This is a genomic window from Streptomyces sp. NPDC056222 (assembly GCF_042264065.1).
Taxonomy (GTDB): domain Bacteria; phylum Actinomycetota; class Actinomycetes; order Streptomycetales; family Streptomycetaceae; genus Streptomyces.
Window position 1 is genome coordinate 1 of the sequence record NZ_JBHJTL010000029.1, and the last position, 14,747, is coordinate 14,747.

General features: G+C 72.3%; 16 protein-coding genes. 9 read left to right on the forward strand and 7 right to left on the reverse strand.

The features are described from left to right. Positions 1–187: 187 nt before the first annotated feature. From ACFC0D_RS16120 to ACFC0D_RS16130, 3 genes are all read right to left on the reverse strand, one after another. Positions 188–1,375, reverse strand: coding sequence for a thiolase family protein (locus ACFC0D_RS16120; RefSeq protein WP_376435491.1), 1,188 nt, complete (start codon positions 1,373–1,375; stop codon positions 188–190). A 153-nt stretch (positions 1,376–1,528) separates the two neighbouring features. Beyond that, complete coding sequence (locus ACFC0D_RS16125; protein WP_376435494.1) at positions 1,529–1,798, reverse strand: hypothetical protein; 270 nt, start codon at positions 1,796–1,798, stop codon at positions 1,529–1,531. 186 nt (positions 1,799–1,984) lie between these two features. Then, positions 1,985–3,007 (reverse strand): LacI family DNA-binding transcriptional regulator, encoded by a 1,023-nt coding sequence (locus ACFC0D_RS16130; RefSeq protein ID WP_376435496.1) that lies wholly within the window; start codon positions 3,005–3,007, stop codon positions 1,985–1,987. Between the two features lie 151 nt (positions 3,008–3,158). Here ACFC0D_RS16130 and ACFC0D_RS16135 point away from each other — a divergent pair, with 151 nt between their 5' ends. The 4 genes from ACFC0D_RS16135 to ACFC0D_RS16150 all read left to right on the forward strand — a co-directional run bounded on the left by ACFC0D_RS16135 (position 3,159) and on the right by ACFC0D_RS16150 (position 6,895). Beyond that, positions 3,159–4,421, forward strand: a complete 1,263-nt coding sequence (locus ACFC0D_RS16135) for an MFS transporter (protein ID WP_376435499.1) — start codon at positions 3,159–3,161, stop codon at positions 4,419–4,421. A 32-nt stretch (positions 4,422–4,453) separates the two neighbouring features. Beyond that, positions 4,454–5,161, forward strand: a complete 708-nt coding sequence (locus ACFC0D_RS16140; protein ID WP_376435502.1) for an alpha/beta fold hydrolase — start codon at positions 4,454–4,456, stop codon at positions 5,159–5,161. A gap of 14 nt (positions 5,162–5,175) precedes the next feature. Then, complete coding sequence (locus ACFC0D_RS16145; RefSeq protein WP_329113158.1) at positions 5,176–5,394, forward strand: hypothetical protein; 219 nt, start codon at positions 5,176–5,178, stop codon at positions 5,392–5,394. 82 nt (positions 5,395–5,476) lie between these two features. Further along, the gene (locus ACFC0D_RS16150; protein ID WP_376435505.1) at positions 5,477–6,895 is read left to right on the forward strand and encodes a flotillin family protein; all 1,419 of its coding nucleotides are present in this window, start codon (positions 5,477–5,479) and stop codon (positions 6,893–6,895) included. Positions 6,896–7,012: 117 nt separating this feature from the next. Here ACFC0D_RS16150 and ACFC0D_RS16155 read toward each other — a convergent pair whose 3' ends face one another. Further along, the gene (locus ACFC0D_RS16155) at positions 7,013–7,177 is read right to left on the reverse strand and encodes a hypothetical protein (RefSeq protein ID WP_175439183.1); all 165 of its coding nucleotides are present in this window, start codon (positions 7,175–7,177) and stop codon (positions 7,013–7,015) included. 115 nt (positions 7,178–7,292) lie between these two features. Here ACFC0D_RS16155 and ACFC0D_RS16160 point away from each other — a divergent pair, with 115 nt between their 5' ends. Then, entirely contained in the window at positions 7,293–7,709 is a 417-nt protein-coding gene (locus ACFC0D_RS16160; RefSeq protein WP_376435509.1) for a type II toxin-antitoxin system PemK/MazF family toxin, read from the forward strand. 4 nt (positions 7,710–7,713) lie between these two features. Here ACFC0D_RS16160 and ACFC0D_RS16165 read toward each other — a convergent pair whose 3' ends face one another. After that, positions 7,714–8,544, reverse strand: a complete 831-nt coding sequence (locus ACFC0D_RS16165) for a TIGR02452 family protein (RefSeq protein ID WP_376435512.1) — start codon at positions 8,542–8,544, stop codon at positions 7,714–7,716. A gap of 132 nt (positions 8,545–8,676) precedes the next feature. On the opposite strand from ACFC0D_RS16165, the gene egtA reads away from it, so the two are divergent. The 4 genes from egtA to egtD are packed head-to-tail and all read left to right on the forward strand — an operon-like array spanning position 8,677 to position 12,963. Further along, positions 8,677–9,936 carry an ergothioneine biosynthesis glutamate--cysteine ligase EgtA gene (gene egtA / locus ACFC0D_RS16170; RefSeq protein ID WP_376435515.1) on the forward strand — a complete coding sequence of 420 codons (1,260 nt, stop codon included), beginning with the start codon at positions 8,677–8,679 and terminating at the stop codon, positions 9,934–9,936. Beyond that, positions 9,933–11,249: an ergothioneine biosynthesis protein EgtB gene (gene egtB, locus ACFC0D_RS16175; RefSeq protein WP_376435517.1), complete on the forward strand. Its 1,317-nt coding sequence runs from the start codon at positions 9,933–9,935 to the stop codon at positions 11,247–11,249. Before egtA ends, egtB begins: the two co-directional genes overlap by 4 nt. Continuing rightward, a complete protein-coding gene (gene egtC, locus ACFC0D_RS16180) occupies positions 11,249–12,001 on the forward strand; it encodes an ergothioneine biosynthesis protein EgtC (RefSeq protein WP_376435520.1) in 753 nt (250 codons plus the stop codon). The genes egtB and egtC overlap by 1 nt, the downstream gene beginning before the upstream one ends. After that, positions 11,998–12,963, forward strand: a complete 966-nt coding sequence (gene egtD, locus ACFC0D_RS16185; protein ID WP_376435522.1) for an L-histidine N(alpha)-methyltransferase — start codon at positions 11,998–12,000, stop codon at positions 12,961–12,963. The genes egtC and egtD overlap by 4 nt, the downstream gene beginning before the upstream one ends. Here the strand turns inward: egtD and ACFC0D_RS16190 are convergent. Then, positions 12,858–13,742: a lysophospholipid acyltransferase family protein gene (locus tag ACFC0D_RS16190; protein ID WP_376435525.1), complete on the reverse strand. Its 885-nt coding sequence runs from the start codon at positions 13,740–13,742 to the stop codon at positions 12,858–12,860. The genes egtD and ACFC0D_RS16190 overlap by 106 nt on opposite strands. Continuing rightward, positions 13,739–14,635 (reverse strand): GNAT family N-acetyltransferase, encoded by an 897-nt coding sequence (locus ACFC0D_RS16195; protein WP_376435528.1) that lies wholly within the window; start codon positions 14,633–14,635, stop codon positions 13,739–13,741. The genes ACFC0D_RS16190 and ACFC0D_RS16195 overlap by 4 nt, the downstream gene beginning before the upstream one ends. Positions 14,636–14,747 lie beyond the last annotated feature (112 nt).

Here is a 14,747-nt window from a genome sequence, read left to right on the forward strand (position 1 = left end):
GCGGTACGGGATCTCCCGTACCGCCCCTCCGGCATTCCGCGGTCACGCGGACGTGCAAGGCCGAGCGCCCTGGCTCACCCTCCGCCGGCCCGGCCCAGCCGACTCAGCCCCGCAAGCTCAGCGCCGCCGGCCCAGCCCCGCAGGCTCAGCCCTGCCGACTCAGCTCCGCCGGCTCAGACCCGCAAGCTCAGCGCTCCAGGACCAGCGCCAGCCCCTGGCCGACGCCGATGCACAGGGCCGCGAGGCCGGTGCCCGAGCCCGCTGCGGCGAGCTGGTGGGCCACCGAGCCGGCGAGCCGCGCGCCGGAGGCACCCAGCGGGTGGCCGATGGCGATGGCACCACCGCGCGGATTGACGATCTCGGGGTCGAGTTCCGGCCACTCGGCGAGGCAGCCGAGCGACTGGGCAGCGAAGGCCTCGTTCAGCTCGAACGTCGTGAGGTCGGCGAAGGAGCGTCCCGACTTCTCGAGGGCGCGCCGGACCGCCTCGACGGGACCGAGGCCGAAGAGCTGCGGCTCGATCCCCGTGACGGCGGAGGCGCGGATGCGCGCCAGCGGCTCGCGGCCGGTCTCCCGAAGCCCGTCCTCGTCGACCAGGAGGAGGGCCGCGGCGCCGTCGTTGAGCGGCGAGGCGTTGCCCGCGGTGACCGTGCCGCCCTCACTCCGGAACGAGGGCTTCAGCTTGGCGAGAGCCTCGATCGAGGTGGTGTCGCGGATGCACTCGTCGCGAGCGAGGTCCACGCCCGTGTACGGCACCACCTCGCCGTCGTAGAGCCCCTTGCCCCACGCCGCGGCGGCCTTCTGGTGGCTGGCCAGGGCGAACGCGTCCTGCTGTTCGCGGGTGATGCCGTGCTTGTCGGCGACGAGCTCCGCGCCTTCGCCGAGCCCGACCGTCCACTCGGCGGGCATCCGCGGGTTGGTCATGCGCCAGCCCAGCGTCGTGGAGTGGAGCTGCTGGTGGCCGGCCGGGAAGGCGCGTTCGGGCTTCTGCAGGACCCAGGGGGCGCGGGACATCGACTCGACACCACCCGCGATCGCCACCGAGGCGTCGCCGAGCGCGACGGCGCGGGCGGCCTGGATGACCGCCTCGAGACCCGAGCCGCAGAGGCGGTTGACGGTGACGCCCGGGACGGAGGTGGGGAGCCCGGCGAGCAGGACGGCCATGCGGGCCACGTCGCGGTTGTCCTCGCCCGCGCCGTTGGCGTCGCCGAAGTAGACGTCGTCGATCCGGGCCGGGTCGAGGTCGGGCGTACGATCCACGAGCGCCTTCACCACGTGTGCGGCGAGGTCGTCGGGCCGCACGGAGGAGAGCGCGCCCCCGAACTTGCCGATCGGCGTACGGACGGCGTCGACGATGTAGACGTCGCGGATGCTCATCGGTTCTCTCCCACGTGACCTTCGGATGCGGCGTTCGTCTGGTGAATTTTCCTTCATTTCGTGCGCGCCGAGTCTCCGTCGGGCGGCGCCTCATGTCAACGGTCCCCCACATCGATGCGTGGCGGATGAACCGATACCACCGGAACCCGCGGGTCACTCCCCCGTCGCGTGCCGGATCAGCGCCGTCAGACCGTAGTCCAGCTCGCGGCCGTCGACCAGCAGCGCCTCGACGGTGCGGGTCTCGGGGTCGATGTCCGCGGCCAGGCCGTGGCCCTCGTAGCGCGGATACCCCGAAGAGCCGGTCCGGCCGGTGGCCTCGACGACCGCCGACCGGACCGCGCTGTCCTCGACGGACCGTCCGCCCCGGTCCTCCACGTGCTCGGGAACGAGAAGGATCTCGAAACGCCTCGGAAAGGTGCTCATGCCTCGACGCTAAGCCGCCGCGGCCCCGAGCGCTCAGCCGACCGCCGGGGCGAGCACTCAGCGGGACCCCGGACCCAAGCATTCATTGGGCCCCGAAGGCCGAGCGCCGAGCTCGACCCCCCGAAGCCGAGCGCTCAGCGGGACCCCAGGGGGTGAGCACCGAGCTCGACTTCCGGAGTCGAGCGCTCAGCTGGACTCCCGGGGCACGACCTGCGAGGCCATCAGCTCCCGTGCCTCCGGAGTGCCCTCCGGATCGCGTACCGCGCTGTCGACGAGCTCCGCGAGGCGCCGGCCGATCACCATGTCGATCCGGACCGTTGTCAGCCTGGGCCGCAGCAGCCTCCCGAGCAGCAGGTCGTCGGATCCGACGACCGCCGTCTCCTCCGGGACGGAGATCCCCGCATCCTGCAGGGCACGCATCAGCAGCATCGCGTACTCGTCGTTGTACGCGAAGACGGCGTCCAGCCCGAGCTCACGCCACCGCCCGGCGAGCTCGTTCGCCGAATCCTCCTCGTATCGCAGCGGCAGGGGTACGACAGCGGCGTCCGTTCCCACCACCGCCTGCCGCGCGCCGTCCAGCCGGGGGCCCGAGAACATCTCCAGACCCGGCTCCTCGGGAACCACCACGCCGATCCGGCGCCGGCCCCGCTCGAGCAGATGTTGGGCGGCGACGCGGCCGACCCTCCCCTGGTCCATGACCAGGGCGTGCGTTCCCGCGACCCGCTGAGGGCCGACGGTGATCACGGCCTTCGCCCCGGAGCGCTTGAGGATCTCGACGCCGTTCGGCGTCAGCTCGACCTCGCCGAAGGAGACCACCGCGACCGGGCGGAGCTCCGCCCAGGCCCGGGCGGCCTCGTCTCCGTCGAGGCCGAGACTGCCGTACTGCACCACGGTGTAGTCGAGGCGGCGCAGGGCCCACTGGAGTTCGTTGAAGAAGGTGCTGTAGAGCGGGCCGATGGGCACCTGCGCGGTGGGCAGGAGGACCATCCGGCTGTGGCCGGCGCGCAGGCTGCGGGCCGCGGCGTGGGGCACGTAGCCGAGCTCCTCCGCCGCCTCGCGCACCCGTTGGCGCGTCGGCTCGCTGATCCGTACGGCCGCGGTGTTGTTCAGCACGTACGACACGGTCGCTCTGGAGACGCCCGCGAGGCGCGCGACATCGGCACTGGTCGGGACGGCACGTTCGGCGGACTGTCTGGGTGACTGGCTCATCGCTCCGGCATCCTTCCAGACCAATCCGGCCCAAGGTCTGGCGGATGGCCGGAATCGAGTGCTACACAGTGCTGACACGTGTCACTGACACGTGTCACCCACCCTCGATCCGCTCCTCGCCCCGCACGGGCGATCTCCTCAGGAGGGCACTGTGGCCCTTTCCTCCCCGGGCTCCGGCACCACCGCCTCCACCACCCCCGGCGTCGGCTCCCCCTCGGCCCCCGGGCCGACCCGCGGTCTGCTGTCCCTGCTCCTGACCGGCAACACGGCGATGTACGCGCTGTACGTCGGTGTCCCCGGGATGCTCCTCGCGCTCCAGATCGAGGACATCGATCCGGCGAACAAGGTGGCCAACTTCGGCCTGGTCTCCGGCGTCTCCGCCATCTTCGCCACCGTGTTCAACCCGGTGGCCGGCGCGCTCTCGGACCGCTCGGGGCGGCGCAACCCCTGGATCCTGGCCGGCGGCCTGCTCGCGATACCCGTGATGTTCCTGCTCGGCAGCGTGCACACGATCCTGCTGGTGATGATCGCCTGGTGTCTGGGCCAGGCCGTCATGAACGTCTACCAGGCCGCCATCACCTCGGTCGTGCCCGACCGCGTGCCGATGGCCTCGCGCGGCAAGGCGTCGGCGGCCGTCGGGCTCGGCCTGCCCATCGGCTCCACCATCGGCGCGCTGATCGGCGCCGCGTTCTCGGAGGACTACCGCACCGGCTATCTGGTCTTCGGCGTGATCGTGGCGGCCGCCGCCGTCCTGTTCACCACCTGCGCCCGCGAGCAGCGGATGCCCGCCAAGGCCCCGCTGCCCGTGAAGCAGCAGATCGCCGTCTTCGGCGGCGCGCTGAAGGACCACGACTTCCGCTGGGCGTTCATCGGCCGCGCGCTGCTGATCCTCGGCTACTTCGCGGTCGCCGGCTTCCAGCTGTACATCCTCAAGGACCACACCGACCTGCCGGCCGGGCTCACGGCCGAGGAGGCCGTGGCGGTCCTGATGCCGCTCAACGCGGTCGCCATGGTCGTCTCCACGGTGCTGGGCGGCTGGCTCTCCGACCGCTACGACCGTCGCAAGCTGTTCGTCGGCGCCTCGGCCGCGCTCGCCGCCGTCGCCCTCACGATCCCGGCGGTGTCGACGAGTTGGGCAGCGATGCTCGCCTTCTCCGCCGTCAACGGTCTCGGTTTCGGCTGCTACATGGCCGTGGACACGGCGCTGGTCACCATGGTGCTGCCGAAGGCCGAGGACGCGGCCCGCGACATGGGCGTGCTCAACGTCGCCAACGCCGGGCCGCAGATCGTCGCGCCGTTCGTCGCCTCGCTCATCGTCTCGACGAGTGGCGGATACACCGCGCTTTTCCTGGTCGCCGCCGTACTGTCGGTGCTCGGGGCGCTCGCCGTGCGCCCGATCCGTACCGTGCGCTGAAGACGAGAAGACGACACCCGAGAGGCATCGACGTGCGACTGAACACCACCACCTGGGGATCCGGTGACCGGATCGCGCTGCTGGTCCACGGCATCATGGCCGACCACCGCACGTGGCGGCAGGTCGGACCGGCCCTGGCCGAGCGCGGCTACCGGGTGATCGCCGTGGACCTGCGCGGTCACGGCGTGAGCCCGCGCGCCGAGGGCCCCGAGGGTTACCGCCCGTCGGACTACGCCGACGACCTCGTCGAAACCCTGCCCGCCGGGGCCGAGTTGGCTGTGGGTCACTCGCTCGGCGCACTGGCCCTCGCGGCCGCGGTGGAGCGGCTCGCGCCGCGCCGCGCGGTCTACTCCGACCCGGCCTGGCATCTGCCGGCCGGGGAGGAGGGCTACCGCCCGGAGCTGTTCACCCAGGGCAAGTCCCTCACCCGCGAGCACATCAGGATCCTCAACCGCCGCTGGGCGGAGGTGGATCTCGACATCGAGGTCGAGACGGTGAAGCTCTGGGACGAGCGGACCGCCCACGGTCTGGTCGACGTCGTCGGCCGGGACATGTGGCCCGTGCGGCCGTTCGTCCCGTCACTGATCACGCTGGCCGACCCGAGCTTCCTGATCCCGGCCGACAAGGCCCGGATGCTCAAGGAGCGCGGGTTCGAACTCCGTACGGTCGTGGGCGCGGGTCATACGATCCACCGGGACGACTTCGAAGGGTTCATGACCGCCCTGGACGGCTGGATCTGACGTACCTTTTGGTCATGGACGACGTCTCGATGGTCGGAATGCTCGGCCGGGTCACCGGCACCGTCGGACCCGGCCTCGTCGGCGAGGTGATCGTCCGGATCCGGGGCGGCGCGGAGCACTTCCTCGCCCACGCCGCCAATCCCAAGGAGCGGATCGAGACCGGAACGGTGGTGATGGTCATGGAACATCTCCCTCCACGCACCGTCTATGTCACAGCCGCGTACGACAGTTGACCGATCCATTGAGCGCCTGCCGTGAGGAGGCGCACACTCCCTTCACCGGATCCGCACGGCTCCGGTGAAGGGGGAGCTGCCCATGGGCATCGGCATCCTTGCGGGCGGCGCGATCGCCGCCGTCCTCGTTCTCATCGCACTGTTCAAACTGATGTGGCGCGTCGCGGAACCCAATGAAGCACTCATCATCTCCGGCTCCAACCACAAGATGGAGGGGCTCGGCGAGGGGATGGGCTTCCGGATCGTCACCGGGCGCGGCACGCTCGTGCTGCCGGGCGTCCAGGCGGTACGGAAGCTGTCGCTCGACCTCAACGAGACCCAGCTGCAGGTGGAGTGCGTCACCCACCAGGGCATTCCGCTCAAGGTCCGGGGTGTGGTGATCTTCAAGGTGGGCGACGACTTCGTGTCGATCGCCAACGCGGCCCGCCGTTTCCTCGACCAGCAGAAGCTGATGTCGGAGCGGGTGCACATCGTCTTCGCCGGTCATCTTCGCGCCATCGTCGGCGGGTTGACGGTCGAGGACATGATCCGTGACCGGGAGAAGCTGACCGGGCAGGCCCGTTCGGCCTGTGGCACGGAGATGGAGAAGCTCGGTCTGATCGTCGACTCGCTGCAGATCCACGAGATCGAGGACCCGACCGGGTACATCAAGAACCTGGCCGCGCCGCACGCCGCGGCGGTCCAGCGCGACGCCCGTATCGCGCAGGCGGAGGCCAACCGGCGGGCGACCGAGGCCGAACAGCAGGCCGCGGCGCGGATGTCGGAGGCGACCCGCGACAGCGAGATCCTCCAGGCCGGCTATCAGGCCGAGCGGGACCAGGCGTCCGCGAAGGCCCGGCAGGCCGGTCCGCTGGCCGAGGCCGGGGCGCGTCAGGAGGTCGTCGTCCAGGAGACCCGGGTCGCCGAGCTGGAGGCGCACCGCAAGGAGCAGCAGCTCCAGGCGGATGTCCGCAAACCCGCGGACGCCGAGGCGTACAAGACCCGGACGCGGGCCGAGGCCGAACGCGACGCCCGGATCTCGGCGGCGCAGGCGGAGGCCAAGGAGACGGAGCTGGCCAGTGCCGCGCAAGCGACGGCGACCCGGCTGACCGGTGAGGCGGAGGCGGCGGCCCAGCAGGCGAAGGGGCTCGCCATCGCCGAGTCGACCCGGGCCAAGGGTCTGGCCGAGGCCGAGTCGATCAAGGCGAGGGCCGCGGCGCTCGCCGAGAACCAGGAGGCCGTGGTCGCCCAGCAGCTGGCCGAGAAGTGGCCGGAGATCGTCGAGGCGGGCGCGTCCGCCTTCGGCAACGTGGACCAGATGGTCCTGCTGAACGGCGCCGACGGCATGGCGGAGATGTTCGCCAAGGCGCTGACCATGGGCGGGACGGGCCTCGGTCTGGCCCGTCAGCTGCTCTCGACGATGGGTCCGGACGCCCGGACCGCGGTGGCGCCCTCGGTGAACGGGGCGGCGCCGCCGGCTCCCCGGGCGGAGGCGATCCCGGTCGGGGACGACCAGGACTAGCCGCTCCGCAGCACGACGACAGGCCGGGCCCGGCGCCGTACTGGCGTCGGGCCCCGGTCGTGCGTCCGCGGCAGATCCGTCGGATGTCCAGTCGTGTGGAAGTCGGTGGTACGGAAGTCAGTTGTGGCCGAACTTCCGCTCCTTCTTGTGGGAGACCTGTTCGATGATCGGCCGCGGGGTCTCACGTACGGCAGGGGTCTGTTCCTTCGCCGTCGCCTCGGTCCTGTGTTCATGACCGCCCGTACGGGCACCGCGGTTCACCCGGGTCTGTTTCTTGCCCACGATCGTGCCTCCTGACAGCGAGAATCGGACGCTGGGGCCGTTTTCAGCCTCGCACGCGGGTACGAACACCGCATGTCAGGGACGTCGCGCCCGGGCGGGGCCCTACGGTGGTCCCGTGACGACCTTCCAGTACTCCACGACCGAGGCCGACCCGCACGCGATCGGCCCCGTCCGCACGTCCTACGCCCCCGACCGCGACGGCGCCCCGGATCCCGGGGAGATCGTGTGGACCTGGGTGCCCTTCGAGGAGAACGACGGGCGGGGCAAGGACCGTCCGGTGCTGGTGGTGGCCCGGGAGGAGGCCGGGACGCTGCTCGCCGTCCAGCTGTCCAGCAAGCGCCATGACAGCGATCGCGAGTGGGTGGCGATCGGGGTCGGCGACTGGGACAGCGCGCGCCGCGAGTCCTGGGTCGATCTGGACCGGGTGCTGCGGGTCCACGAGGCGGGGATGCGCCGGGAGGCGTGCGCCCTGGACCGGCCGCGATTCGACCGCGTGGTGGAGCGCCTGATCGAGCGCTACGGCTGGTCGTAGCCGGTCAGGCGCCCGCGAGTACCCGCTGGAAGGCGCCGAGCGTGGCCCGGTCCTTGGTGCGGTCGAGGATCGCGAAGACGATCTCGTCGAAGTGGCCGGCGAAGCGGCCCCCGTCCGTCAGCAGCGCCCGGAAGGCGCCGGCGACCTCGGCGGGGTCGTTCTGGAAGACGCCGCAGCCCCAGGCGCCGAGGACGAGCCGGCGGTAGCCGCCCGCCACGGCGGTCTCCAGGACGCGCTCGGCGCGGCCCGCGAGCGCGGCGGGGACGCGGTCGGCGAGCTCGGGGTTCTGCCGGCGGATCACGCCCGCGTTGGGCGCGGGCGAGGTGAGGAACCCGACCGTGAACGGCTCGCTCAGAAGCTCTCCGCGGTCGTCGCGGAAGACGGGGACGCCGGGCGACAGGATCACCCGGTCCGTGTAGAAGGCGTCCCTCTCGGCCCGGTGGTGCGCGTAGTACTCCGGGGCGCGCAGGAGCGTGGTGTAGAGGGCGGAGGCGCGGCAGACGGCCTCTTCCTGGGCCTGGGCGCCGTTCAGGTAGCCGCCGCCGGGGTTGCGGGCGGAGGCGAAGTTCAGGACGGCCACCGGGGCGGCACCGTCCCTGGTCAGCCGCCGTGCGGCGACCAGGCTGCTCTCGTCGGTGACCGTGATGACGGTGGTGCGGTGGGGGTCCGGGGCGAGGGGGACGGGGACGGGCTCGGGGCCGTGGAGCCGGGTCCCGGCGACGGCCGCGCTCAGCTCCGCCTCGATCGAGACCATCCGGCCGCCGGGAGCCCGGTATCGGCCCGCTTCGACGATCTCCTCGGTCTGCTTCGCGATCCCCCGCAGTCGTGCACTCATGCGCGCAAGCTTGATCGAATCGGCTCCTCCGGGGCAACGGGATATTCACCGTGCTGCCGAGGGGGCGCTCTTGCACGCCGGTCGGACGTGGCTTTAGGTGGAATCAGCGCCTTCCGAGACAGGAGGAACGACATGTCGTCGAGCGGCATACCGCAGAGCGGTTCCGCCCTCACCGAGGACGAGGCCGAGGACCTGCTGCGATGTATCTGCTTCAAGACGGGCCCACCCCGCGCGCTCGGGGTGGAGGTGGAATGGCTCGTCCACGAGCTGCGTGACCCGCGGCTTCCCGTCCGACCGCAGCGGCTGGCCTCGGCCGTCGACACCGTACGGTCCCTGCCATTGGCCTCGGCCATCACCCTCGAACCCGGCGGACAGCTGGAGCTCAGCTCGCCGCCCGCCGCCTCGCTCATGGGGTGCGTCGACACACTCTCGGCCGATCTCCGCGCCGTACGTGACGCGCTCTCCCCCCTCGGACTCTCCCTCAGCGGATACGGGGTCGATCCCTGGAACGCGCCGCGTGACCGGCTGCTCCGCGAGCCCCGGTACGACGCGATGGAGGCCGCTCTCGATCGCACGGGACCGTCCGGCCGGGCCATGATGTGCGACTCGGCGTCGGTCCAGATCTGTCTGGACGCGGGTCAGGAGGAGCCGGGACCGCTCGGCTACCACCGCCGGTGGCAGCTGGCCCATCTGCTGGGCGCGGTCCTTGTGGCCGCGTTCGCCAACTCGCCCGTCCACGGCGGGCGGCGCACCGGCTGGCGGTCGACGCGGCAGGCGCTCTGGACCGACCTCGACCCGGCCCGGGCGCTCGCCCCGGCCCCGGACGGAGAACCCCGGGCTGCCTGGGCGAAGCATGTGCTGGACACCCCGGTGATGTGCGTACGGGGCGATGAGGCACCGTGGGAGGTGCCGGAGGGGCTCACCTTCCGCAAGTGGCTGCGCACCGGCCTCCCCCGACCGGCCGACGAGGACGATCTGCGGTACCACCTGACGACGCTCTTCCCGCCGGTGCGGCCGCGAGGGCATCTGGAGCTGCGGATGGTCGACGCGCAGCGCGGTCCGGACGGCTGGATCGTGCCGGTGGCCGTGGCCGCCGCGCTGTTCGACGATCCGGAAGCCGCCGAGAGCGTGTACCGGGCGGTCAAGCCCCTGGCCGAGCGGGCCGGTCCGCAGGCGGCTCCGCGGAACCCGCTCTGGCTGGCCGCGGCCAGGGACGGGCTCACCGACCCCGACCTGCACACCGCGGCCCTCGTGGCGTTCCCCGCCGCGCTGGAGGCGCTCCCCCGGATCGGGGCGAGCCCGGCCGTGCAGCAGGCGGTGGCCGCCTTCCACGAACGGTACGTACTCCCCGGCAGCTGTCCCGCCGACGAACTCCAGGAGGTGGCGTCATGACCGTGACGACGGATCCCTCGGCCCTGCGTCGGCGTGCTCTCGACGCGCTCACGACGGCGCGGGAGCGTACCGCGCTGCTCACCTCCTGTGTCGAGGACGACGAACTCACCGCGCAGCACTCCCCGTTGATGTCTCCACTCGTGTGGGACCTGGCGCACATCGGAAACCAGGAGGAGCAGTGGCTGTGGCGGGCGGTCGCGGGGCGTGACGCGCTGCGCCCGGAGATCGACTCGATCTACGACGCCTTCGAGCACCCGCGCGCCAGCCGGCCGACCCTGCCCCTGCTGCCTCCGGCCGAGGCCCGGGCCTATGCCTCCGATGTACGCGGCCGGGTCCTGGACGTGCTGGCGACCACCCCGCTGGAGGGCCGGCCGCTCGTCGAGGCGGCGTTCGCCTTCGGGATGATCGCCCAGCACGAACAGCAGCACGACGAGACCATGTTGATCACCCATCAGCTGAGAAAGGGACCGCAGGCTCTGACCGCTCCCCCACCGCCGGCCACCGGCGTCGGCGGGCTGACCGCCGAAGTCCTGGTCCCCGGCGGGTCGTTCACGATGGGCACGTCGGACGAGCCCTGGGCGCTGGACAACGAGCGTCCGGCGCACGCCCGAATGGTCCCGGCGTTCTTCATCGACACCGTCCCGGTCACCAACGGCGCCTATATGGCGTTCGTCGCGGACGGCGGCTACACGGACGAGCGCTGGTGGCAGGCGGAGGGCTGGGAGCAGATCCGTAGGCACGACATCGCCGCACCGCTGTTCTGGCGGCGCGACGGCGGCCAGTGGACACGGCGCCGGTTCGGCGTGACGGAGCCGGTGCCCGAGGACGAGCCGGTGGTGCATGTCAGCTGGTACGAGGCGGACGCCTACGCCCGCTGGGCCGGACGCAGGCTCCCCACCGAGGCCGAGTGGGAGAAGGCGGCCCGGCACGATCCGGCGAGCGGGCGCTCGCGCCGCTATCCGTGGGGCGACGCCGACCCTGCGCCCGAGCACGCCAATCTCGGCCAGCGTCATCTGCGGCCCGCCCCGGCGGGAAGCTATCCGGAGGGCGCTTCGCCGCTCGGGGTACGGCAGTTGATCGGGGACGTGTGGGAGTGGACGTCCAGCGACTTCCTGCCGTATCCGGGATTCACGGCCTTCCCGTACAAGGAGTACTCGGAGGTCTTCTTCGGTCCGGCGCACAAGGTGCTGCGCGGTGGGTCCTTCGCGGTGGACGAGGTGGCCTGCCGGGGTACCTTCCGGAACTGGGACCTGCCGGTGCGCCGGCAGATCTTCTCCGGGTTCCGGACCGCGCGGGATGCGGAGCTCGCCTGATGTGCCGTCATATCGCCTTTCTCGGCGATCCGGTGCCACTCGGCGAGCTGCTGCTGCGGCCGCCGCACTCGCTGGAGCGGCAGGCTTGGCAGCCGCGCAGCCAGGTCAGTGGGGTGGTGAACGCGGACGGCTTCGGCGTCGGCTGGTACGCCGACGGCGACCCGGTGCCGGCCCGCTACCGCCGGGCCGCACCCATCTGGGGCGATCGCTCCCTGGCCGATCTGGCGCGGGTGGTGCGCACGGGGGCGCTGCTGGCAGCGGTCCGGGGCGCCACCCGGCCGGGCGCGGACGGGGAGGCCGCGGCGGCCCCGTTCGCGGCGGGGCCGTGGCTGTTCAGCCACAACGGAGCGGTGGCGGGCTGGCCCGACTCGCTCACTCCGCTGGCCGCGTCGCTGACCGCCGGGGAACTTCTCGCCCTGGAGGCCCGCACGGACTCGGCGCTGGTGTGGGGTCTCGTACTGCACCGGCTGCGGGCCGGCGACGCGCCCGGGCGGGCGCTCGCCGACACCGTACGGGAGGTCGCCGAGGCCGACCCGGAGTCCCGGCTCAACCTCCTGCTCACCGACGGCACCGAGATCACCGCGACCAGCTGGGGGAACTCCCTCTGGTATCTGAAACGCCCCGATCGCACGGTCGTCGGCTCGGAGCCGTACGACGACGATCCGCTCTGGCGCGAGGTGCCGGACCGCACCCTGCTGACCGCCACCCGCGCCGATGTCACCCTCACCTCGCTCAAGGAGCCCTCCTCGTGAGCCCCTTCCAGCTGACCCGCACCCTTCCCGAGGACGCCACGGACGCCGATCTGCGCGCCGACGTCCTGCACGGTCTGACCCGCCTGCCCAAGGAACTGCCGCCGAAGTGGTTCTACGACGCGCGCGGCAGTGAACTGTTCGAGGAGATCACCAGGCTCCCCGAGTACTACCCGACCCGCGCGGAGCGGGAGATCCTGATCGCCCGTGCCCACGACATAGCCGCGGCGACGGTGGCGCGGACGCTGGTGGAGCTGGGTTCCGGCTCCTCCGAGAAGACCCGGTTCCTGATCGACGCGCTGCTGCCCGAGCTGGACAGCTATGTACCGGTGGACGTGAGCGAGTCGGCGCTGAGGGGTGCGTCGGAGGCGCTGCTCGCGGAGCGGCCCGGGCTCCACATCCACGCCCTGGTCGCCGACTTCACCCGGGGGCTGGCCCTGCCGGGCACACCGGGGCCGCGTCTGGTGGCGTTCCTGGGCGGCACGATCGGCAATCTGCTGCCCCACGAGCGCGAGGTCTTCCTGCGTTCGGTGCGGGCGATGCTGGCGCCGGGCGACGCCCTGCTGCTCGGCACGGACCTGGTGAAGGACGAGGCGACGCTCGTCGCCGCGTACGACGACTCCGCCGGGGTGACGGCGGAGTTCAACAAGAACGTGCTGGCGGTGATCGCCCGCGAGCTGGACGCGGATGTGCAGCCGGACGACTTCGACCATGTGGCGCTCTGGGACCACGAACGGGAGTGGATCGAGATGCGGCTGCGGGCGCGCCACGCGCTCACGGTGAAGATTCCCGAGCTGGATCTGGTGGTGCCGTTCGAGGCGGGCGAGGAGGTACGGACCGAGGTGTCGGCGAAGTTCCGTCAGGCGGGCGTGCGCGCGGAGCTGGCGGAGGCCGGGCTGGATCTGACCCGCTGGTGGACGGACAAGGAGGGGCGGTTCGCGCTGTCGCTGGCGACGGCTCTCTGAGCCGCCCGGGCCAGGGAGCGGCGGTCCGGATATTGGACGTTGGATATCGGATCCAATATCCGGATCTCCGCGGTGAGCCCGCGGGCCGCGGCGATCCGCCAGAGCGAGGCGGCGAGCGGATCGTCCCCCACGAACGCGGCGGGCCCGGTCGGCCGGTACTCCAGCCGTACCGGCTGGACGGGGACGGAGGCGTCGAGGGCGGCCTGGAAGGCGGCCGGCCGGAAGGCTCCTCCGCCCCGGCCGCACCAGGTGGACCCTTCTGGGAAGACGATCACCCGGCCGCCGCCCGCCAGTGCCCGCGCCATCGAGCGGACGGTGGCGGGCAGGGCCCGTAGCCGGTCGCGGTCGATGAAGAGGGTGCCGCCCCGGGCCGCGAGCGGCCCGAGCACCGGCCAGCCCCGGATCTCCTTCTTGGCGAGCATCCGACCGGGCAGGACGGCGGCCACGAGGGGGATGTCCAGCCAGGAGATGTGGTTGGCGACGATCAGCAGGGGCCCGTCGGCGGGGGCGGGGACTCCGGTGACCTTCAGACGGACGCCGAAGGCCCGGAGCACCACTCGGCACCAGCGGCGGGCGAGCGCCCGTCGTCCGGCGGGCGGCAGCGGCGCCGCCAGGGGTGCGAGCAGCACCCCGACCAGGACGGCGGCGACGCCCCCGGCAAGCCGGGCCGCTGCCCGTACGGGCCCGGCGGTCGGATCCGTGTGCCGTGCGCAGGGATCGGGGGCACACGGCGAGGTCGGCAGCCAGGGCGAGGCGGAGGCGGAACCGGCGGCGGTCACTGCGCCGGCGCGAGGGAGAGGAAGTGGCGCAGGTAGCGGGGGTTGGTGTTGCGCAGCGACAGCAGGACGTAGAGGTCGGCCACGCCGAAGTCGACGTCGTGGGCGGGTGCGCCGCAGACCCATGCGCCGAGCCGCAGATAGCCGCGGAGCAGCGGCGGGAGCTCGACGCGGCCCTGGGGGCGGGTGATCCCGTCGGGGGTCCAGAGCTTGTGCGGGGTGACCCAGTACTCCTCGGGGGCGAGGTGCTTGGCCTTGACCGTGTCCCAGGTGGCGGCGGCGAGGCTGCCGCCGTCGGCGAGCGGGATCGAGCAGCACCCGGCGAGCCAGTTGTGGCCGGTGCGGGTCATGTAGCGGGCGAGCCCGGCCCAGATCAGGGCGATGACGGCGCCGTTGCGGTGGGCGGGGTGGACACACGAGCGCCCGACCTCGACGAGGTCGTCGCGGACGGGGGCGAGCCGGCCGAGGTCGAACTCGCTCTCGGAGTAGAGGCGTCCGGCGATCCGGGCGCGGTCGGGCGGCAGGACGCGGTACGTGCCGACGACCTCTCCGGTGGCCTCCTCGCGCACCAGGAGGTGGTCGCAGTAGGCGTCGAAGGCGTCGATGTCGAGGCCCGGCTCGGGTCCGTCGAGTCGGGCGCCCATCTCGCCCGCGAAGACCTGGTGACGCAGGCGCTGGGCGGCGCGGACGTCTTCCTGGGTGCGGGCGAGACAGACGACGTAGCGGGGCTCCGGGTCGGCGGCCGGGACCGCGGACCGGGGCTGCGGCTGGGCCGGGACACCGGCGAACGGGACGGCCGTGGCGGTGGCACCCGACGGGGCACCCGCGGGAACGGGGAGACCGGCGGGGACGGGGACAGCGGGGGCCGCGGCGGCTGCGGGCGACGGTGCGGGCATGTCGGGCTCCTCCGGCGTACGGAAGGGGGACGGTGAGGGCCGGACCGGGTGAGCGGTGGTCCGGCTCCTTACTTCTTCCGTGACCGACTGGATTCGACATGACCGTTCGGGG

Excerpts from the sequence above, each read along its gene's own strand:
- ACFC0D_RS16120 (WP_376435491.1), bottom strand. The coding sequence starts at position 1,375 with ATGAGCATCCGCGACGTCTACATCGTCGACGCCGTCCGTACGCCGATC.
- ACFC0D_RS16125 (WP_376435494.1), bottom strand. The coding sequence starts at position 1,798 with ATGAGCACCTTTCCGAGGCGTTTCGAGATCCTTCTCGTTCCCGAGCAC.
- ACFC0D_RS16130 (WP_376435496.1), bottom strand. The coding sequence starts at position 3,007 with ATGAGCCAGTCACCCAGACAGTCCGCCGAACGTGCCGTCCCGACCAGT.
- ACFC0D_RS16145 (WP_329113158.1), top strand. The coding sequence starts at position 5,176 with ATGGACGACGTCTCGATGGTCGGAATGCTCGGCCGGGTCACCGGCACC.
- ACFC0D_RS16150 (WP_376435505.1), top strand. The coding sequence starts at position 5,477 with ATGGGCATCGGCATCCTTGCGGGCGGCGCGATCGCCGCCGTCCTCGTT.
- ACFC0D_RS16165 (WP_376435512.1), bottom strand. The coding sequence starts at position 8,544 with ATGAGTGCACGACTGCGGGGGATCGCGAAGCAGACCGAGGAGATCGTC.
- egtA (WP_376435515.1), top strand. The coding sequence starts at position 8,677 with ATGTCGTCGAGCGGCATACCGCAGAGCGGTTCCGCCCTCACCGAGGAC.
- egtB (WP_376435517.1), top strand. The coding sequence starts at position 9,933 with ATGACCGTGACGACGGATCCCTCGGCCCTGCGTCGGCGTGCTCTCGAC.
- egtC (WP_376435520.1), top strand. The coding sequence starts at position 11,249 with ATGTGCCGTCATATCGCCTTTCTCGGCGATCCGGTGCCACTCGGCGAG.
- ACFC0D_RS16195 (WP_376435528.1), bottom strand. The coding sequence starts at position 14,635 with ATGCCCGCACCGTCGCCCGCAGCCGCCGCGGCCCCCGCTGTCCCCGTC.